This is a genomic window from Subtercola sp. PAMC28395, assembly GCF_018889995.1.
In the GTDB taxonomy this organism is placed as follows: Bacteria; Actinomycetota; Actinomycetes; order Actinomycetales; family Microbacteriaceae; genus Subtercola.
Genome location: NZ_CP076547.1, coordinates 707,451 through 727,394, shown reverse-complemented (window position 1 = coordinate 727,394; position 19,944 = coordinate 707,451). Strand labels below are relative to the sequence as shown.

Genomic DNA, 19,944 nt, shown 5'->3' with positions numbered 1-19,944 from the left:
CTGAAAACAATGCGTGTTCCCATGACCGAATACCTCTTCATCGACCTCGACACAGAGAGATGGCTCTGCCGCGTCTGCGGCAACGACTTCGGCGATGCCCGAGGCAACTACAAGGAGGGGACGCTGGTGTACGACCGCGATCCCCGAGAGATCCACCCACCCATCATCGATCCGGAGAAGTACGAATTCACCTTCTCACCCGACCCGGCGTTCTGCCGGATCCTGGAGTTCTACTGCCCGACGTGCGGCACACAGATCGAGGCAGAGTACCTGCCGCCCGGTCATCCACCGACCGTCGACATGCTGTGGGACATCGATTCACTTCGCGAGAAGTGGGAAGCAAGCGGGCTGAACCCCGAGGAGGTCGTGAACTACGGCCCCGGCGAGAACGCCGTCACCGACCTGAGTGCGCGATTCGACGCTGTCAGCACGGCCCCGCACTCGGGTCACCTTCACCGCGAAGCAGGTAATCGATCATGAAACGCATCTCTGTCGACATCGGCGGCACTTTCAGTGACTGCTTCTTCGTGTGGGACGACCTGTACATCGAATCGAAGGCGCTGACCACCCACCACAACCTCGCCCTCGGGTTCAATGAGGCTCTGGACCGTGCGTGCGAGCGGGCAGGCGTCACTCGTGATGTCGCGCTCAAACAGGTCGACTCCGTTCGCTACGCGACGACACTCGGCACGAACGCGCTGATCGAGGGCAAGGGCCCGCGGGTCGCCGCCATCGTGACGCATGGGTTCGAAGACACGATCCCGCTGTCGCGCGGCCGAGGCTACGGCGAGGGGCTCGACGGTGTGAAGCAGGGCGACATGCCCGACGCCCAGCGGCCCGATCCTCTGGTGCCGCGGCAACTCATCCGCTCGGTCAAAGAGCGCATCGACTCGGTCGGCGAGGTGCTGGTGCCGTTGATGTACGACGACGTCAGGGCCCAGGTGCGTGAGCTGGTCGACGGCGGGGCAGAGGCGATCGTCGTCGCGCTGACCAACGCCACAGAGAACTCGGTGCACGAAGACCGCATTCTCGAGATCATTCTCGACGAATACCCCACCCACGAACTCGGATCGATACCCGTTCTTCTCAGCAGTCAGGTCTCTGGGCGCAAGGGTGAATACGTTCGGGCAATGGCCACGATCGTCGACGCGTTCCTGCACGAGACGATGTTCCACGCACTCAACCAGCTCTCGAACAATCTGCGGGACTCGGGCTATGAGAAGCCCATGCTCGTGATTCACAACTCGGGTGGTATGGCACAGCCCAATTCGACGGATGCCCTGCAGACCATCCACTCCGGCCCCATCGCCGGCGTGGGGGCGGCCCAGCACCTCTCGGAGTCGACGGGTCTTGGCGACGTCGTGTCGATGGACATGGGAGGAACCTCGTTCGATATCGGTCTCGTGCCAGAAGGAGGTGTGCGGCACTATGACTTCCAGCCGACCATCGGTCGCTGGATGGTCTCGGCCCCGATGATCCACCTCAACACGCTCGGCGCCGGCGGAGGCTCGATCGCGGCTTACAACCGCATCCACCACGCCATCCAGATCGGGCCGGAGTCGGCCGGATCTGACCCCGGCCCTGCCTGTTACGACCGTGGCGGACTGCGGCCGACAGTCACCGACGCAGACCTGGTGCTGGGCTACCTCGACCCCGAGAACTATGCCAACGGCCACATCAAACTCAACAAGAAGCGTTCGATCTACGTGATCGACGAGACACTCTCGGATGAACTCGACATGGACGCCATCGAGGTTGCGAAGGTCATCAAGAAGACCGTCGACGAGCAGATGGCCATCGGCATAGAAAAGGAGCTGCGTTCGCGCGGTGGCCTGATCGAGGACTACACGATGCTCGCCTACGGCGGAAACGGCCCGCTGCACGCCTGCGGTATCGCGGCGAGCGCCGGGATCAGCAAGATCTTGTTCCCCCCGTTCGCTTCGGTGTTCTCGGCCCTGGGAGCCGGCAACATGCAGCCCCTGCACATCCACGAGCGCAGTGCCTACGTCGTGCTCTACGAGCCCTTGAAGCGCAGCCTCTACAGCACCTACAAGGTCATGAATCGCTACATCGAAGAACTCGAGGCCAAGGGTGCTGAAGACCTGATCCGCCAGGGCTACGACAGGGCCGACGTTCGATACCGGCTCGAGATGGATATGCGCTACGGCAACCAGCTGGTGACAACGGCTGTCGCGTTCGACATCAACAGGGTCAACGGGGTCGCCGACGTTCTCCACCTGATCAAGACCTTCTCCGAGATCTTCGGGGACAGGTATGGCGAGGGAACCCAGGCGCCAGAAGCGGGTATCCGGGTGCAGACGATCCGTGTCGCCTCGTTCATCGAGGGCGAAGTGGTGAAGTTCGATCCCATCCACGCGGGAGGGGAGAAGAAGCAGCCGGCGCCAGTGTCGAGTCGCCCCGTGCACTTCACCGGGGTGAGCGGTGCCGTCGATACGCCCGTCTACGACGCCGATGCCATTCATCACGAATATGTCATCCACGGCCCGGCGATCGTCACGACGGAGAACACGACCTACCTGGTGGAGCCGGGGTGGCGTCTGGAGCCGACCGTGCAAGGCGCGGTGTGGTTGCTGAGCTCATGATCCCCGCAACCGTCTGCACGAACGAGACCACTACTACACCCCTCAAGCAAAGGAGCTAGAGAACCATGACGATGACAAGCAACGCGTTCGGAACAACCGAAGGCGACAAAGACAAGACGAACGCCGACGACACGCAGGAGCTGACCGATCAGGAGCAGCAGTGGGTCGACAAGTTCATGGACGAGACCACGCTCTTCCTCGGCCCAGACCCGGCGATCATGCGGCACCATGAGATCATGCCGCGAACGGCATATGAAGAGGAATGCATCAAGAACGGCATCGACCCCATCGAGATCGATCGTATTCGCAAGCGACTTGCGGGCGCACTCGACGAAGCGTTCGAGATGTGCGAGAGCATGGGCGCAGCACCGGGGGCGAAGTGGGCCGACCTCTCGTGCGCGGTCTACACCGCCGAAGGAGATGTGACGTACCTGTCGAACCGGGGCGTCATCGCCTTCTCGGCCGTGCTCCATCACCCGATCCGCTACATCATGAAGAACTGGAAAGACGAACCGACCGTCGGTATCAACGAGGGCGATGGCTTCTTCCACAACGATTCGCGATTCGGGATGGTGCACAACACCGACCAGTCGATGCTCGTGCCGGTCATCCGGGGTGGCATCATCATCGCGTGGGTCGGCGCAACGATCCACGAGGGTGAGAACGGTGCCTGCGAACCAGGAGGTATGCCTTCCGGTTCTGAGACACCGTTCGACGATGGGCTTCGTGCCTCTCCGATCAAGATCGTGGAGAAGGGCCACCTGCGACGTGACCTGCTGACGTTCCTGCAGCACTCGACCCGCGACCCCAAGCTCATGCTCGCTGACATCAAGGTGAAGATGGGCGCCGTCAAGCGCATCATGGACACCGTGGACCGCCTGATCGACGAGGTGGGCCAGGAGACGTTCGTCGCTTCTCTGCGTATCACCATCGAAGATGTCGAGACCGAGGTGCGACGCCGGATCGGTGAACTGCCCGACGGCACCGTCACCTTCAACCAGTTCGTCGACTCCACCCTCAAAGAGAACATCCTGATCAAATTCGCCTGCAAGATCACGATCAAGGGCGAACGGATGATCGTGGACCTCACCGGCACGGGCCCCGAGATCCTCAACAGGGCCATCAATTCGCCGCTCGCCTCGACGAAGTCGTTCATGGCACAGGCGATCCTCTCGTACTGGTGGCCCGACCTGCCGCGATCCACGGGCGCGCTCTCGCCGATCGAGGTCATCACCGAGGAGCATTCCTGGGCAGACGCGGGCTACGACGCCCCTGTCGGCCAGTCTCTTCAGGCCTCCTTCCGGGGGTTCTCGGCGCTTCAGACCGCGTTTGCAAAGATGCAGTTCTCGTCTCCGCAGAAGTACTCGAACGTGGTCGCGCCCTGGTTCAACCAGATCAACGACTTCCTCTGGGGCGGTACGACTCAGAACGGCGAGCAGGTCGGCAACCTCTGCGCAGACCTGAACGGGATGGGCGGGGGAGCGAAGGCCTTCCGCGACGGAGAAGACGCCGTCGCACCTCTGTTCTGCGCCATGGCCGACATCGGAGAGCAAGAGGTCATGGAAGAGGAGGTGCCGTTCCTCCAACTCGTCTCGAAGCGGCTCGTCCGCGACAACCAGGGCTTCGGTAAGTTCCGTGGCGGTATGGGCTACGAGATGATCGTGGCCTCGCGGGGTACGCCCAGCTGGGGCTTCATGACGGTCACCTCGGGCTCGAAGTTCTCCTCGGTGCCCGGCATGTTCGGTGGTTATGGATGCCCGGTCTACCCGCTCGCGATGGTGAAGGGCATCAACATCTACGACATCATCCAGAAGGATCCGTCGCAGTTCGACCTCTCGATGGAACGGGTGATGAACGAGCAGCCCTACGAGGGTGGCGACTACCAGTCCGCCCACATGGGCCTGCAGTTCGACGTGGCGAAGGAGGGCGAGCTGTACATGATCGCCCAGGGCGCGGGTGGCGGTTATGGCGATGTGCTGGAGCGCGACCCGGAACTCGTGGTGACCGATCTCGAGCTCGACCGCATCTCGGCCCAGGTCGCCACCGACATCTACGGCGTCGTCTGGGAGCCGGAGACCTATGTCGTGCACGAGCAGGCGACCATCGAGCTGCGTGCACAGATCCGCGCCGATCGCATCAGGCGCGGCACTCCCTATGCCGAGTTCGTCGCCGGCTTCGTGAAGGACGAGCCGCCGGCGGAGCTGCTCTACTACGGGTCGTGGGGGCAGGACAACGACGAGGAACTCCTTGCCACGCACTGGGGCAAACTCGAGCCCGAACGGGTCAAAGCCAAGCTCGAAGACCTGCCGCTCATCATGGTGCCAGACCGTCGAGTGCTGAAGATCGGTGTACTCGAGGCTCGTGTTCGTGAGTTGGAGGAGAAGTACGGAGAGACCGTCGTGCACAAGTCCTAGGGCCGTTCTTCCATCGCTTCGACCTGACGCGACACAGCCCTCTGCGGCGAACCCGGAGGGCTGTGTCGCCTCACATCGATTGAGTACCAAAAACTGCGCAGACCATCCAGCGCACATTCCCATGCCGCGCATCGTGCGCAGTGCTGGGCAATGTGCGCAACTCAAAGGAGAACACCGTGGTCACTTCACTCGCCTCATTGATTTCGGCGCCGCCTTCTGGCCGCCCGCACGCCGTTCTGCTCGACTCCCACGACTACGCCCAAGCGGTGCTCCTCCAGGGTAAGGCGGTGCCGTGGGAGGAACCGATGGCCTATTCCAACTTCTTCAGCCAGGCGCAGGCCCTGCTGAAACCAGATGTCGCCCTGCTGTCACTCGATCGTTTCGTCGACTACGTGCTGCAGCATGACGCAGCACTGAAGCTGGCCATGTCAGCCAGATCGCGCACCGGGTTCGCGCTGCGTACCCTTCTAGCAGATGCCTCGCTGGCAGAGCGATCGACAGCTCTGGCATCCATCTTCGCGAAGATGCAGCGCGAGCCCGTTGTCGTGGTCGTGCCCTCTCCGATAAAGTGGCTGCTGCTCACGCACGGATTCTCGTCGGCGTCGGGGGAGGTCTCGGTCGATGCAGACGACGCAGAGAACGCTTCGATGTATGTGGCCGACTGGCTCCGCGCGTTCTCCGCACTACCGATTGCCGGCGTCATTCTCGACGACAGGATGCCCGGGGCCGGGATCGTGCCTGCACCCGGGCCATCAGCCGCGGTGCCCTTGGCCGCCTACACGCCGATCGCCAACGTCTCCGACCACTACGGCTGGGGCCTGGGCTTGCGGAGCATCGACCGGGTCGAATTTCGCGGGCCGGAGACCGGGGCTGTCATCGGGCAGGAATTCTGGTTGGGTGATGATGACGCGTCGGATTGTGGCCGCGATGTGGCCGGCACCGAATCCGAAGCCGGTCTCCTCCTGGTCGGGGAGATCCCGCCTTCGGCCGTGCCCGAGACGGTGCTGCGCCGAATGGCAGCGCTGGGCAGACACCCGGTGTGAGTGCCCCCTCGGCTCGAGTGCGGCCAATCGTCCCGAAACCGCCCGTCCTCGGGACGTTTGCGCGCACCCGCCGTTGGGGTTGGCTGAGCCTGGCGTGGTGAGTGCGGCCGAACGTCCCCAATGCGCCTCCTATCGGGACGTTTGCGCGCACTCGGCAGCGCGGCCGTGGGTCAGCGTGCGGTGGGTATCGATGCTTCGGCAGCCTCGAGCTCACGCACGAGCGGGATCACGTCGCGGGCGAAGCGCTCCATCTCGGCCAGGTGCGGCGAGAACTGCAGCAGCAGAATACCGACTCCAGCGCGCGAGAACTCCATGATGCGCCGGGCGACGACCTCGGGGGTGCCCACGAGATCGGGTCGCAGCCCCCGGTTCGACACCGAGTAGTCCCGCAGATCGACCACGGTGTCGAGCTGCGACTTGCTGACGAAGTCCTGGTACGACTCGTAGGCGGCCCCGTGCTTGACGTCGGTGATGCGCTCGAGCTCCTGCCGGGCATCCACTTCGTTGTCGCGCACGATGGCGAAGGCCGCCATGCCGAAATCGGCGAAGGGGGCAAGGCCAGTGGCTTTGCGCCGGGCGGTCATGTCGGCGATCTTCGTGCGCAGCTCGTCGGGGGTGCCGCCGTGGGTGACGTAGGCGTCGGCGAACCCGGCGATGGATGCCCGGCCGGCCTCGCTCTCACCGCCGGCGTAGATGCGCGGGGTAACACGGGGCTTCGGCTGCAGGTGTGTGCCGTCGAGCTGGTAGTAGTCGCCGGTGTAGCTGAACGGCGTCTGGCTCCAGAGCCCCCGCAGAACGTCGACGAACTCCTCGCTGCGGCGGTAGCGGTCGTCGTGCTCGGAGAAGATGCCGCCGTACTGCCGGGCCTCCTCTGCCCACCAGGCCGAGACGACGTTCAGGGTGAGCCTGCCCCCGCTGATCTCGTCGAGGGTGGCCGCCTTCTTCGCGGCCAGCGCGGGAAGGTGGTAGCCCGGCCGCACGGCCAGCATGATCTCCTGCGTCTTCGTGACGGCGCCGATCGCGGCGGCGAGCTCCCAGGCATCGAAGCTCGGCGCATCCTGGCCCTTGATGTCGTTCAGGTTGAGCTCGGCGATGAGGGTGAGGTCGAAACCGACCTGCTCGGCGGTCTGGGCGATGGACTTCAGGTGCTCGAACGTCGCGGGGGTCTGCTCGTCGTCGACATTGCGCAGCCAGCCGCCGAAGATGGGGGTCCAGTAGCCGAAGCGCATCATGCGGGGTGCGCCTGGAGACGTGTCGCGCTCGATTCGGCGGCGTTCTGTTCGTCGAGCAGCGAGCCGAGGAACCGGGCGATCTCGCGGGGGCCAGAGACGGCCGAGGCTGCCTCGACGTCGGGGTTGTAGTTCGTGTTCGTGTTGACGTCGTAGGTGACCCGGCGCCCGTCGGCGGTCTCGATGAACTCGATCCCGGCGATCTCGACGCCTGCGGTTGCGAGAAAGTTCTCGTAGCGTGCGATCAGGGGGTCGTCGTCGAAACCGGGTCGGAGGGAGAACGGCGGCGTTGCGGGGGCGGGGGGTGCAGCATCCGCTGAGCCGTCGAAGGGACTCTGGGTATCGGTCGACAGGGCATCCAGATCGACGGCGCACGCATCGGCGGGGCACAATTCGAAGCTGCCGGACGAGATGTCGACCTTCACGGCGTAGAGGTATCGCCCGCCCACGAACTCGACGCGGGTGACGAACGGCTCGGCCGCCACGAGGTACTCCTGGATGAGCGTGATGCCGTCGGGAGATTCTTCGAACAGGGGCGAGTCGACGTGGCTGTCGAATTCGGCGTGCGAGTCGAAGCGCCGAACCCCCAGGCCCTTGCCGCCCTGGTTGTGCTTGGTGATGAAGGGTGCGTCGAACTCGCGAGCCTTCTGTTTGAGGCCCTGCCGGCCGAAGACGGCGGCTGTACGCGGCACGTCGAACCCTGCCGTCGCCAGGGCGCGGTGCTGCTCGACCTTGCTCACCTCGAGGTCGATCACCGAGCGACCGTTCACAACCCGGATGCCCGAACCCTCGAGCCACGACAGCAGTGCCCGTGCATAGTCTTTCGAGTGCTCATGGCCCCGGGTGTGCGACGAGGCGCTCATTCGCGACCAGTACACGCCAGGCGCGGGCTCGCCGTCGAGGTCGATCGCGCCCTCGGTCAGCACGATCTCGTCAAACGGCACACCCTCAGCCTCGAAGGCCGCGCGCAGTGGCGGCAGCCACTCCGGGTTCTCGTGGATGATGTAGACGCGCGCGCTGTCAGTCATCCTTCAAGCGTACGGGCAGCACGAAGGCGATGGATGATCGGCTGTTGCCGGGCGTAAGAATCCGGCTCTCGGGCCCCCGAGCATCCACGCTTCTAGGCTTGAGGGTGTGAGCATCATCGAAACCCGTCGACTGCGGCTTCGCCAGATGGTTGACGCAGACCTTCCGGAGATGGAGTCCCTGCTGGGTGATGCAGACGTCATGCGGTACTACCCCGCCGTGAAGAGCCGCAGCGAGGCGCAGGCCTGGATCGACTGGAACACGCGCAACTATGCCGAATTCGGATTCGGGCTCTGGCTCGTCGAGACGATCGCCGGGGAGTTTGTGGGCGATTGCGGCCTGACCATGCAGACGGTCGACGGAGTCGAGCAAGTGGAGGTCGGGTACCACGTTCGTCGGGATGCCCAGGGGGTGGGTTATGCGACAGAGGCCGCCCTTGCGTGCCTGGAGTTCGCACGTGCTCGGGGTATCTCGCGAGTGATTGCCATCATCAACCCGGCCAACATGGAATCGCAGCGGGTCGCACTGAAGTGTGGGCTGGTGCTTGAGAAAGAGGTCGTGAAAGGCAGGCTCCAGCAGCTGGTCTTCGCTGCGTCGCTGGTTGAGTAGGCGCGCAGCGTCGTATCGAAACCCTCGGCTTGCCTTGTGGTCATTGCCGAGCTTGTCGAACATATCTTCGACAGTGTAGTATTGATGTATGCTCATTGATTCGAATCTGGTCGAGGTGTTCCCTCGCAGCGCGGCTGTGGAGGCGCTTCTGTCTGAGGTGTATTCGGGCATGGTTCGTGATGAGGCACTGTTCGCATCGGTGACCGCGGAGAAGGCTGCCGAGGCAGTGATGTTCGCTGAGCCTGAGCCTGAATCGGTGGATGCTCGGGGTTCTGGTGGTGCGGAACGCCATGGGGTGGGTGCTTCTTCTTCTTCTCAATCCTCTGGTTCTCGTTCGTCGTTTGCGGTCCTTCGTGATGGGGTGAGTCGGGCGGTGGAGGCGGTGGTCGAGGTCGAGGCGGATATCTCGGCGCTGATGGCGCGTCGGGCGCGTCTGGTCGAGGAGACCTGCCGGCTCGCTCTCGCTGCGGAGGAGTTGGTATTGACGGCGTCGGTTCTCGAGACCGGTACTCGGTCGCAGCGTGACAGCCTGGGGCTGCGGTCTCTCGTTGCGGAGTTGGGGTGCGCGTTGCGGGTCCCGGAGGCGAGTGTGCACCGGCTGCTGACTGAGAGCGAGGCGTTGTGTTCGGGGTTGCCATCGACGTTCCAGGCGTTGCATGGCGGGTTCATCAGTTACCGGCATGTTCAGGTCATGGTCGACAATGCCCAGTCGTTGCCCGAGGAGGCAAGGCTGACGTTCGAGGGTGCAGCGTTACCGTCGGCGGTGTCCTCGACGGCGGCGCAGTTCGGGGTGAAGGCCAGAAAGCTTCGGGAGCGCCTCCACCCGGAGTCGATGGTCGCCCGGCGGGTGAAAGCGGCCGGCGACAGGTGTGTGCGGTTCGAGCCGGCCCGTGACGGTATGGCGTGGCTGACGCACTACCTCCCCGCGGCGGTCGCGGTGCAGATCGATGAGAGCGTCGACGCCCTCGCCCGGGGCCTGAAATCGCCCGAAGAGACGCGCACCCACGCACAGTTGCGTTCCGACGTGCTCACCGACCTCATCCTCGACTCGGCCACCCTCAACTCGCCCACCGTACTGGGCGACCCAGGCCACGCGTGCTCCCGTAACATCCACCCGCCCGCGACAAACGCGAAACGTACCACCCCGGATTTGGGCACAATTGAGCTCGGCCACGATCAGCGTGCAGACGATATGTGTACAGGGCATCTGGGCGCGCACGGTGCCGACACTCAAGGTGCTGACACTCAGGGTGCTGACACGCAGGGTGCTGAGACGCAGGGTGCTGAGACGCAGGGTGCTGAGACGCAGGGTGCTGATACTCGGGCGTGCGACACTGGCGGGTTCGCAGGCGACGGCGTCGGTGTTGACGCGACGGCGTCGACCTGGCCTCCGCCCGGTCCGGCGGCACGGTTGGTGGGTCGGGGGGTGCGTCCGACGGTGATCGTGACGGTGCCCGTGATGACGCTGCTCGGGCACACTGACGAGCCCGGGGATCTTTCCGGTTATGGTCCGATCGATGCCGAGACCGCCCGGGAGCTAGCCCGGCACGCGCCGTCCTTACATCCGGCTTTTGACGCACCCCGAGACCGGGGCGACACTATCTGTGGGCCGGCAACGATACCGGCCGCCCGCTGATCTTCGAACCGCCCTGCAGATCGATGACCAGACGTGCCGGTTCCCGGGCTGCGCGGCAGCGGCACACCGTTGCGAACTCGACCACACCCACGACTGGGCGGCCGGCGGCCAGACCGCGGCGGCGAACCTGGCGCATCTGTGCCCGAAACATCACCACCTCAAACACGAAACCCGATGGAAAGTCAGAGCCGACCAAAACCGAACCCTGCACTGGACCTCACCCCTCGGCCACGACTACACCACCACACCCGCCAGAAACACCGAACCGGCTGTCGTGACCGAACCGGCCCGCGCGACCGAACCGACCGATGCGCCCTTCTGACAGCACAGCTTTAGGCGGGCCGGCGGAAGTGCACGGACTGCGCAGTGAGGTACGCGTGGAGGCCCTCGACGCTGTATTCCACCCCGAGTCCGGAGTCGTGCCGCCCGCCGAAGGGTGCAGAGTGGTTCGAGGCGAAGAAGTTGATGCCCACAGAGCCCGAATCCACCCGCGCGGCAACCGCGAGGGCGTGCTCGACGTCAGCAGAGAAGACCGTGCCACCCAGCCCGAACTCGGTGTTGTTCGCAAGCGCAAGGCCCTCTTCGAGCCCGGAATACGGCAGGATCGCGAGCACCGGGCCGAAGATCTCTTCGCGCGAGATGCGCATGGTCGGCATCACGTCGGCGAAGACCGTGGGCTTGACGAAGTAGCCGCGGTCGAAGCCGGAAGGCACGTCTCCGCCGGTGGTCGCGCGGGCACCTTCTGCGAGGCCCGAACGGATGTAGCCGCGCACGATGTCACGCTGTGCGGCCGACGCGGAGGGGCCGAAGACGGTGGCCGCATCCATCGGGTCGCCCTGAGGAGCAGCCTCGATGGTGGCCGTGACCATGTCGACGAGTTCGTCATACCGTTCGACCGGCGCGAGGATGCGCGTGGAGATGTAACAGGTCTGCCCGGTGTTGCGCATGCTGGTGCGAATGAGCACCTTCGCCATGGCGTCGAGGTCGACGTCGGGCAGCACCAGGGCAGACGACTTGCCCCCGAGCTCGAGCGTCACGGGCCGAAGCAGTGCGCCACAGGCCGAAGCGATCGAGCGGCCCACCGGGGTCGAGCCGGTGAAGGCGACCTTCGAGATGAGTGGATGCTTGACCAACGCATCGCCGAGGGCCCCGTTGCCCGTGATGACGTTGATCACTCCCGCAGGAATACCTGCGGCCGCAGCGGCGTCGACGATCACGCGGATCGACAGAGGGGTGGGCGAGGCAGGCTTGATCACGACAGTGCAACCGGCCATCAGCGCCGGCGCGAGCTTGACAACGACGAGGTTGATCGGGAAGTTCCAGGGTGCGATGAGGGCGCAGACGCCGATGGGGTCGTACCGCACGAGCGTGCTGGCGCCACTGCCGTCGGCGAAGGGGCGAACATCCACATGCTCGAGATGCGGGGCGAGCGAGGCGTTGTAGCGCAGGATGCTCGCGGCGTTGGCGGCTGCCTTCGACGTCTCCGCGATGGGCGAGCCGTTCTCTGCCGTGTTGAGGTGCGAGAGCGCAACCGCTCGGAGTTCTATCTCGTCAGCGAAACGCAGCAGGAACGCAGCGCGCTCGGAAGGAGCCAGGTCACGCCACCCCGGACTGGTGAAGGCGCGATGCGCCGCAGTGACAGTGGCATCGAGGTCGGCCGTTGAGGCGACGGGTACCGAACCCCACACCTCTTCGGTGGCGGGGTTGGTGACATCGATGCGTTCGGTGCCGGAGGCCTGGACCCAGGCGCCGTCGATGAAGAGGTCGTCGGTGTGGGTATAGGCGAGTGCGGGCGCGGCCGCGCCGGATGGGCTCGCCGGAGCGGTTGCGACCCCGTGGCCGGTCATCGTGTCGCCGATGAGAAGATGTCGGTCTTCAACAGGGCTTCAGACCGTTGCAGTTCTTCGGTCGCCATCTGCAGCGCAGCATCGGTGATCAGCTCGGGAATGACGATCTTCCGCAGTCGCTGGCAGTACTCAGTGGGCGTCTGGAAGAACCAGCCCGACGCCAACGCAATGCCTGCGGTCGTGAATCGCCAGAGCCTGTCGGCGTCCCGAACGAGGGTGTCTTCGATTGAATACGACTCGGCGCGAGTGTCGTGGCCCTCAATGATGGCTGTGACCCGCTGGACGAAGTCGTCGTCGAACCCGAGACCCGGGAGTACCTCCCTGGCGATGTCGCAGCCCTTGAACTCGTGTTCGTACCGGATCTGCGCCTGCTTCCAGTTCTCGCCGAAACCTTCGGAGATGATCTTGCTCTCGTCGACCCGGGCCCAGCCCGTGTCGTGCAGCAGAATCGTCACACGCACGAGCAGCCTGTCGGCTTCGGGGTGTGCATCGCAGAGCCGTTCGGCGTACGCCAGCGAGATCGGAGTGTGGATGTCGTTCCCACGGGTGCGGAGCTCGACCGCCACCGAACGCCACAGCTCGTCGAGGTCTGTAGAGGGGTCGCTGGCGACGATGGGCGAGGTGTCGACGGAATTCAGGGTCTTGAGCGTCATGGCGTCGTCACTTTCTTCAGGGAGTTGGTGGAATCAGCGGCGAGGTCTGCCGGGATCGACTGGTCGTGATTGAGGGCATTTCGCACGGCCATGAAGTCGAGCGGGCTGTTCACACAATCGGCGGCGATGAGCTGCTCGCCACGGTAGTAGAGCACCGAGAACTTCTCGTCGTGCGGGTTGCCACGCACGATCACCCGGTCGTGGCTGCCGGAGAGCCCGGCGATCTGTAACTTGAGGTCGGCTTGGTCAGACCAGAACCACGGCACCATATGGTGCGTGCTCTCGAGCCCCAACAGGGTGGCTGCAGCCACTTTGGCCTGCTCGACGGCATTCTGCACGCTTTCGAGCCGCAGGCGGCCATCACCGAAGTCGGTGCCAGCGTCTGCGCGCGAAGGGTTCGGCATGTTGGCGCAGTCTCCCGCCGCGACGGTGAAGCCGTCGGATGCCCGTGCCTGGGAGTCGACGACGATCCCGTTGTCGACGGCGAGCCCGAGCTGCTCGGCGAGTTCGGTGCGGGGGATGACCCCGACCCCGATCAGAACCACTTCTGCGGGAACGATGGTGCCGTCATCCAGTCGCACGCCTGTGACAGCGCCGGGCTGGGAGTCGGGGCCGCCATCGCCGACGAAACCCGCGACCCGGGCGTTCAGTACAACGGTGATGCCGCGACGCTCGTGCGCACCGAGATAGAAGGCGCTGGTCTCCTCTGACACCGCACGCCCGATGAGCCGGGGGGCGGCTTCGAAGACGGTGACGTTCTTGCCGGAGGCACGAGCAGAGGCAGCGACCTCGAGGCCGATGAACCCGCCGCCCACGATTGCGACGTTGGTGGCGGCAGCCAGTTCGGCGAGCAGCCGAGTGGCGTCGGCCGCGTCGCGCAGGTAGCCGACCCCGCGAAGATCGGAGCCCGCGAAGGGCAGTTTGCGTGGGGCGGCGCCCGTGGTGAGCGCCAGGCGGGCGAACGGAAAGCGCCGACCGGATGCTGAAATCGCCTCGCCGCCGAAAGCGTCACGGGTGATGGAGGTGATGTGTTCGCCGGTGACCACCTCGATGCTGTGCTCGCGGTAGAACTCGTCGCTGCGGAACGCGAGCGACTGGGCCGTGGCGTCTCCCTTGAGAAAGGCCTTCGACAGGGGCGGCCGCTGGTAGGGAGGGTGCGCTTCGTTGCCCACCAGGACGATGGGTTCGGTGTCTCCGAGTTCGCGAAGCGTCGAGGCGAGCTGCACTCCCGCCTGCGAATTGCCGATGATGAGCGTGCCGGCTGAGCCAGCCGCTCCGGTGTAGGGGGCCGAATCGGGCATGGTCGTCACACCTGGCTTTCGGGGGTTCTGACGAAGACGTCGTGCCCGGCGCTGAGTTTGAGCTGGCACGACAGGCGTGAGTTCTCCTGCCTGTCGACGGCGGTTCCGTCGAGCATGTCGTCCTCGAGGTCTTCGCGCTCGCCGAAGAAGGCAGCGCTCTCGGGGCAGACGAAGACGTGGCAGGTGGCGCACGAGAGGCTGCCGCCGCACTCGCCGACGATTCCGGGTACGCCGTTGCGCACGGCGGTCTCCATGACGGAGTCCCCGGCCTCGCCGCTGGCGGTCGTTGCCGTGCCGTCGGGGGCGGTGTAGGTCACTGTGGGCATGGTGTGTCAGGCTTTCTTGTCAGTGTGAGTGGGCTGGCCGCGGCAGGCTCAGATGAACTGCCGGCCACCGTCGACCACGAGGGTCTGGCCGGTGATGTACCTGCTGCCGGGGCCAGCGAGAAAGAGCGCAGCGCCCACGATGTCGGCGGGTTCGCTGGCGCGTTTGAGTGAGCCGCGGTCAACGCCATAGCTCGCTGCGTTGTCGATCAGCCCGAGACTCGCTTCGGTGAGCGTGAAGCCGGGAGCGATGGCGTTCACCGTGATCTCGCGGGCACCGAGCTCTTTGGCGAGCACGCGGGTGAGCGCGATGACGCCGCCCTTCGAGGCCACGTAGTGCGCCCACTGAGCCGAACCGCTCATGACGGTGGCCGACGAGAGGTTGATTACGGCACTGCCCGCACCCAGGTAGGGCGAGCAGGCACGCGTCACAAGCCATGGGCCCTTGAGGTTCACGGCCATCACGGCATCCCATTCGTCGACGTCGATGTCTTCGAAGGGCGACCGGATGATCGTGGCATAGATGGCCGCATTGTTCACGACCACGTCGATGCGGCCGTCTCCGAACGCAGCGGCGGCCGCGGCTAGTGCTTTCGTCGATTCCGCGCTCGTCACATCGGCCTCGACAGCAAGTGCCTCGCCGCCGGCCGAGCGGATGAGCCCGGCCGTCTCCTCGGCGCCGGCGACATTGCGGTCGGCGACGACGATGCGATCACCCTGGGCAGCGAACCCCTCAGCGAATGCCCGGCCCAGGCCGCCGGCCGCTCCGGTGACCAGCACCGTGCGGGCCGGGGTCTGGGTCTCGGTCATCTCAGCTTCTGCTTTCGGCGAGCAGCGAAGCCACTGAATCGGCTGCCGACAGCTTCACGCTGTCTTCTTCGGACGAGCTTTCTGCCTCGGACGAGCTGTCTAAATCCGATTGGCCAGGTGCATCGATGATCGTGACCGTGCCGCGGTTGCCGTCGACGCGGAGCCACTGGCCGCTCTGGATGAGTGCCGATGCAGTGCCGGTGCCGGTCACAGCGGGCATGCCGTACTCGCGGCAGACGATCGCCGCGTGGCTCATCATGCCGCCGATGTCGGTGACGGTTGCGCGGATCTTGCCGAAGATCGGTCCCCACGAGGGAGCCGTGACGGGAGCGACCAGGATGTCGCCCTCCTGCACCAGAGAGAGCTGGTCTGAAGAGTCGATCACTCGGGCAGGGCCCTCTGCGACACCGCCGGAGGCGGCCATTCCGCGGAATTCGCCCTCTGGTGCGTCGGAGTCTCCCTGCCAGTTCTTGATCTGGTCGTCGGTGATGCCCCAGAGCATCAGCGTGAACGGTTCGGTGATCACCGCGGGGGGAGTGTTGAGTGCGGGCTGCGGGCGGACTTTGGAGAGGGCATCCACAATGGCGCGTCGCTTGTCGATCTCGGCGGGCCAGTAGGTGGGCCCGACGGGCGGGGCGCCGACCGACCATCCGGTGATGTAGTCGAACAGCACTTCGCGCACCTCGTCGCGGCGCAGGTAGAACATGTCGTTCTCGCCGGCCCAGAAGCCCTGTTCATGCAGCATCTTCGACAGCTGGCGGGCCTTGCGCCAGAAGACGCCCATGGTCCAGTGCTCGATGTAGAAGTTGTGGTTCTCGACGTAGGGGTAGACCTGGCGGGCGAGGCCGAGTTTGCCCTGGAATCCCTCGACGAGTTCTTCGGGAAGCAGCTCGGCGTACTCGTCGGTGATGCGGTCGCGCTCGACGACGAGCGCCTCGATCGGCCGGTCGATGACCTGGCCGTCGTTCAGGCGCGAGATGTAGTCGTTGATGTAGCCGAGCGGGATCTCGAAGTGGTCGAGCCAGTACTTGTCGTGGGCGTAGAAGCCGTTGCCGACCGTGAAGTTGAACCACGGGTCGTGCGCGAGCTTCCAGGCGTTGGTCCAGATGTCTCCGCCGGGAGCGGCGAGAATTCCGGCGAGGGTAGCCTCGGGGTCTTCGGAGTTGCCGAAGAGGTGATCGAGTTTCAGCTCGATGGCCAGCTTGGCGAGCTTCTTCAGCTCGTCATCCGGCCGGAACAGCTCCATGTCGACGCCCTGCACCATCTTGGCCACAGCGAGGTCGGGGATGCCGGGGAACGCCTCTTTGCAGAACGAGAAGAAGTCGAGGTAGGCGACGTAACCGAGGTTCAGGAACTCGAAGTGGTACTGCCACGCCCGGTAGGCCAGGCCGATGAGTTCGTCGTACTGGGCGAGCAGGTCGACGCTCGGGCCGGTGCCCTTTCCCGACAGGATGTCTTCGGTCGGCACATATTCGGGCAGAGCTTCGAACGAAAGGGCCTGCATCTCGGCGATCGTGCCCTTGATCTTGCCGTGCCACTGGTCGAGCAGGGTCTCCCAGTTGCCGAAGTAGTGACCGGCACGCTCGAGGAACTGCGGAACGCGGGCTTCGATCTGCTCGGGCGGCACGGCGACCGGCGACATGTAGACGTAGCCATTGTGGATGCGGAACTCGATACCGTTTGCCACCGGAATGCGCAGGTGCCGGGTGTTGTACTGCCCGAGCACGCCGACGGCGAACTCGAAACCGATCGTTTCGAACGGCTTGGTGACGGTGGGCCAGTGCTGGCTGTCGCAGAACCAGAACTTGGCTTCTTCGACCTCTTTCAGGTTGTCCCTGAAGATCAGGTTGTAGGCGTACATACCGCGCCAGTCTTCGGCTCCTGCGGCCGGTTCGAGGGCGTACGGGCTGGGAAATGACTTCGATGTCATGGTTCAACCGTTCTGTTTGATGGGTGAGGGGATTGCGTGCTGATCGTGATGCTGATGGTTCTGAACGATGCTGCGTTTCAGGCCTTGACGACCTGGGCCAGCAGTGCCTTGGTGATGCTGTCGATGCCGAACCCGGTCGAGGTGACCTGCGTCTTCGGCTTCGACGACCAGACCGTCTCCGGGCGCGACTGCAGAAGGAGGAGGTTTTCGCCCGCCGGAAGGTCACGGTCGAAGGCCCACTCGATGTCCTGCGGGGACTTGAAGTGCTTCTCGGCACGCTTGGCGATGGTGGCGACCGCGAGCATCTCGGCGTCACTGAGGCAGCACACCGCGCGTCGCTCGGCCGATACCTCGTGCTCGACGAGGCTCCTGCTGGCCGGGTCGGGCACGAGTTCCGCGTGCTTGTCGCCGATCACCTGGCGCACCACGCTGAACATGACCTTGTCGATGGTGATGTTGTCGGGGGTGACGAGGCCGGAGACCACGAGTTCACCCACGCCGTACGAGGCATCCATGACGATCTTCGACCGGTCGCCCGTCGTCGGATCCATCGTGATGGCGACGCCCGCGGTCTTGGCGTTCACCATCTTCTGCACCGCAACGGCCATCGAGAGGCCCTTGTTCGGGATTCCGTTCTTCAGCCGGTACACGATGGCCCGCGACGTGAACAGCGAGGCCCAGCAGAGCCGGATGTGCTCGGTCACGTCATGCAGGCCGCAGAGCCAGAGATAGGTGTCCTGCTGGCCAGCGAAGCTGGCGTCGGGCAGGTCTTCAGCGGTGGCAGACGAACGCACGGCAACGGGGACCTCGTCGTCGAAGCGGCTCTGCAGCCGCGTGTAGGCGTCGATGGTCTCCTGCCGGAGGGGTTCGGGCACCTTCCGGGAGACGATGTCGTCACGGATGATCGCCGAAACCCGGTCGACCTCATCGACGTCATCGGCGTCGAGCCCGACGAGCAGCGCTTCGATGTCGTCGGCGATGCCCGCCTCGGTAATGAAGGCGTCGAATGCCGCAGTGGTGACGGCGAAACCGGGAGGAACGGGCATCCCTGCCATGGTCAGCGACACCAGGGAGGCGCACTTGCCACCGAGAAGGTCGTGCTGGGGAGGGGTCGGGTCATCGAAGAACTGGATGTAGGGTTCGTGCGTCATGATGCGGCCTTCCAGGTGACAGGCACCGATGTGGGCGCCCGGAATGACAGGTTGTCGCCGAAGACGATCTGCTCGGGGTTGACGATCTGCAGGCTGGGTATCGCCTTCACCGTCTCTTCGACAACGATCTTGTCCTGCAGCTTCGCGAGGAGATTTCCGAGGCAGTAGTGGATCCCGAATCCGAACGCGAGGTGATTGCGAGCATTGACCCTCGTGATGTCGAAGACCTCAGGCTCGTCGAAGACGGCCGCATCGCGATTCGCCGACCCCATGAGCAGCAGGATGTTCGAGCCGGCCGGTATCGGCACACCGCCGATCTCGGTGTCGGCCAGGGCCTTGCGCCGCCAGCCGACGATCGACGGGCTGAACCGCAGGGTCTCGTCGATGGCCGCGGGGATGAGGCTTGGGTCGTCGACGACCTTCTGCCATTCTTCGGGGTGACTGAGCAGCACGCGGATGGTGTTGGAGATGAGTGTGGTGGTGGTCTCGTGACCTGCGAAGAGCAGGCTGTAGCAGACCGAGGCGATCTCGTGGTCGGAGATATCCGCCCCGGCATTCTGCGCGGCGACCAGGTCGGCCACGAGGTCGTCTCCGCCGTTCTCGTGGGCGGCAGAGACGAGGCGCTGGCATTCCGTCCAGTACTCGACGAGGTTATGGGCGTGAGGGATCTGTTCCTCGTCTGTGAGGTCGCCCCAGGTCATCGCCGCTCGCGACTCCGACCAGCGCTTGTAGGTCGGCACCATCTCCGGGTCGACGCCGAGCAGGGTCAGGATGGTGACGGTCGGGATGTCGGTGGCGACGTCACGCAGAAAGTCGCCCTCGCGCAGGGGGTTGTCGAGCATCCGTTGCAGCAGGCGAGCGGTGTTCTCGCGGATGGCGGGCTCGAGTACTTTGTAGCGGCGCGGGGTGAAGGCCTTCTGCACGATGGTGCGCATGCGGGTGTGCTCCGGGGGAACCCGCGCAGACAGCCCGGAGTAGGCGGTGAACCCGCCGTCGTTCATGATCTGCGTGGCCTGGGGGCCGCGGGGGCGCACCGGGGCTTGGGCGTTCTCGCTGCTGAAGGTCTGCCAGTTGTCGAAGACGGCCTTGATGTCGTCGTAGCGGCTCACGATGTAGTAGCCGATGCTCTCGTCGAACATCACGGGTTCTTGTTCGCGGAGTTCAGAGTAGGAGGGGAAGGGGTTCGTCATGGCGAACGCGTCATAGCCGTGGTGCTGTGCCGTCGACGGCGCGAGATTCGCGTGGTCGACAGGGCATTTCCCGGCCGATGCTGGTGTGGCAAGTGGCGCAGTCTGCGTCGGTAGGTCGACCGTCATGCGGTGCTCCTTCATCTGCAATCCCCGACGTTGGGGAGGTGGGTCAAGCTTCG

General features: G+C 64.8%; 16 protein-coding genes. 6 read left to right on the top strand and 10 right to left on the bottom strand.

The window, feature by feature from the left end; all coding sequences use genetic code 11:
* The first annotated feature begins 21 nt into the window (after positions 1-21).
* The 4 genes from KPL76_RS03480 to KPL76_RS03465 all read left to right on the top strand — a co-directional run bounded on the left by KPL76_RS03480 (position 22) and on the right by KPL76_RS03465 (position 6,060).
* Positions 22-480 carry an acetone carboxylase subunit gamma gene (locus KPL76_RS03480; RefSeq protein WP_253202150.1) on the top strand — a complete coding sequence of 153 codons (459 nt, stop codon included), beginning with the start codon at positions 22-24 and terminating at the stop codon, positions 478-480.
* On the top strand, positions 477-2,603 hold the full coding sequence (locus KPL76_RS03475) for a hydantoinase/oxoprolinase family protein (RefSeq protein WP_216335135.1): 2,127 nt from the start codon (positions 477-479) through the stop codon (positions 2,601-2,603). The genes KPL76_RS03480 and KPL76_RS03475 overlap by 4 nt, the downstream gene beginning before the upstream one ends.
* A 65-nt stretch (positions 2,604-2,668) precedes the next feature.
* Positions 2,669-5,017 carry a hydantoinase B/oxoprolinase family protein gene (locus KPL76_RS03470; protein ID WP_253202149.1) on the top strand — a complete coding sequence of 783 codons (2,349 nt, stop codon included), beginning with the start codon at positions 2,669-2,671 and terminating at the stop codon, positions 5,015-5,017.
* 176 nt (positions 5,018-5,193) lie between these two features.
* A complete protein-coding gene (locus KPL76_RS03465) occupies positions 5,194-6,060 on the top strand; it encodes a hypothetical protein (protein ID WP_216335134.1) in 867 nt (288 codons plus the stop codon).
* Positions 6,061-6,230: 170 nt separating this feature from the next.
* Here KPL76_RS03465 and KPL76_RS03460 read toward each other — a convergent pair whose 3' ends face one another.
* A complete protein-coding gene (locus tag KPL76_RS03460; RefSeq protein WP_253202148.1) occupies positions 6,231-7,292 on the bottom strand; it encodes an LLM class flavin-dependent oxidoreductase in 1,062 nt (353 codons plus the stop codon).
* The gene (locus KPL76_RS03455; protein ID WP_216335133.1) at positions 7,289-8,317 is read right to left on the bottom strand and encodes a RimK family alpha-L-glutamate ligase; all 1,029 of its coding nucleotides are present in this window, start codon (positions 8,315-8,317) and stop codon (positions 7,289-7,291) included. The genes KPL76_RS03460 and KPL76_RS03455 overlap by 4 nt, the downstream gene beginning before the upstream one ends.
* 106 nt (positions 8,318-8,423) lie before the next feature.
* Here KPL76_RS03455 and KPL76_RS03450 point away from each other — a divergent pair, with 106 nt between their 5' ends.
* Positions 8,424-8,924, top strand: a complete 501-nt coding sequence (locus KPL76_RS03450) for a GNAT family N-acetyltransferase (RefSeq protein WP_253202147.1) — start codon at positions 8,424-8,426, stop codon at positions 8,922-8,924.
* A gap of 88 nt (positions 8,925-9,012) precedes the next feature.
* A complete protein-coding gene (locus tag KPL76_RS03445; protein ID WP_216335132.1) occupies positions 9,013-10,560 on the top strand; it encodes a DUF222 domain-containing protein in 1,548 nt (515 codons plus the stop codon).
* A 332-nt stretch (positions 10,561-10,892) separates the two neighbouring features.
* Here KPL76_RS03445 and KPL76_RS03440 read toward each other — a convergent pair whose 3' ends face one another.
* From KPL76_RS03440 to KPL76_RS03405, 8 genes are all read right to left on the bottom strand, one after another.
* Positions 10,893-12,407: an aldehyde dehydrogenase family protein gene (locus KPL76_RS03440; RefSeq protein ID WP_216335131.1), complete on the bottom strand. Its 1,515-nt coding sequence runs from the start codon at positions 12,405-12,407 to the stop codon at positions 10,893-10,895.
* Entirely contained in the window at positions 12,404-13,060 is a 657-nt protein-coding gene (locus KPL76_RS03435) for an HD domain-containing protein (RefSeq protein WP_216335130.1), read from the bottom strand. The genes KPL76_RS03440 and KPL76_RS03435 overlap by 4 nt, the downstream gene beginning before the upstream one ends.
* Positions 13,057-14,361 carry an NAD(P)/FAD-dependent oxidoreductase gene (locus KPL76_RS03430; protein WP_253202146.1) on the bottom strand — a complete coding sequence of 435 codons (1,305 nt, stop codon included), beginning with the start codon at positions 14,359-14,361 and terminating at the stop codon, positions 13,057-13,059. The genes KPL76_RS03435 and KPL76_RS03430 overlap by 4 nt, the downstream gene beginning before the upstream one ends.
* Before the next feature lie 5 nt (positions 14,362-14,366).
* Complete coding sequence (locus KPL76_RS03425) at positions 14,367-14,687, bottom strand: 2Fe-2S iron-sulfur cluster-binding protein (protein ID WP_216335129.1); 321 nt, start codon at positions 14,685-14,687, stop codon at positions 14,367-14,369.
* 48 nt (positions 14,688-14,735) lie between these two features.
* A complete protein-coding gene (locus KPL76_RS03420; protein WP_216335128.1) occupies positions 14,736-15,494 on the bottom strand; it encodes an SDR family NAD(P)-dependent oxidoreductase in 759 nt (252 codons plus the stop codon).
* A 1-nt stretch (position 15,495) separates the two neighbouring features.
* Positions 15,496-17,424 (bottom strand): PEP-utilizing enzyme, encoded by a 1,929-nt coding sequence (locus KPL76_RS03415; protein ID WP_216335127.1) that lies wholly within the window; start codon positions 17,422-17,424, stop codon positions 15,496-15,498.
* A gap of 77 nt (positions 17,425-17,501) precedes the next feature.
* On the bottom strand, positions 17,502-18,575 hold the full coding sequence (locus KPL76_RS03410; RefSeq protein WP_216335126.1) for a PEP/pyruvate-binding domain-containing protein: 1,074 nt from the start codon (positions 18,573-18,575) through the stop codon (positions 17,502-17,504).
* On the bottom strand, positions 18,572-19,891 hold the full coding sequence (locus tag KPL76_RS03405; protein WP_216335125.1) for a cytochrome P450: 1,320 nt from the start codon (positions 19,889-19,891) through the stop codon (positions 18,572-18,574). The genes KPL76_RS03410 and KPL76_RS03405 overlap by 4 nt, the downstream gene beginning before the upstream one ends.
* Positions 19,892-19,944 lie beyond the last annotated feature (53 nt).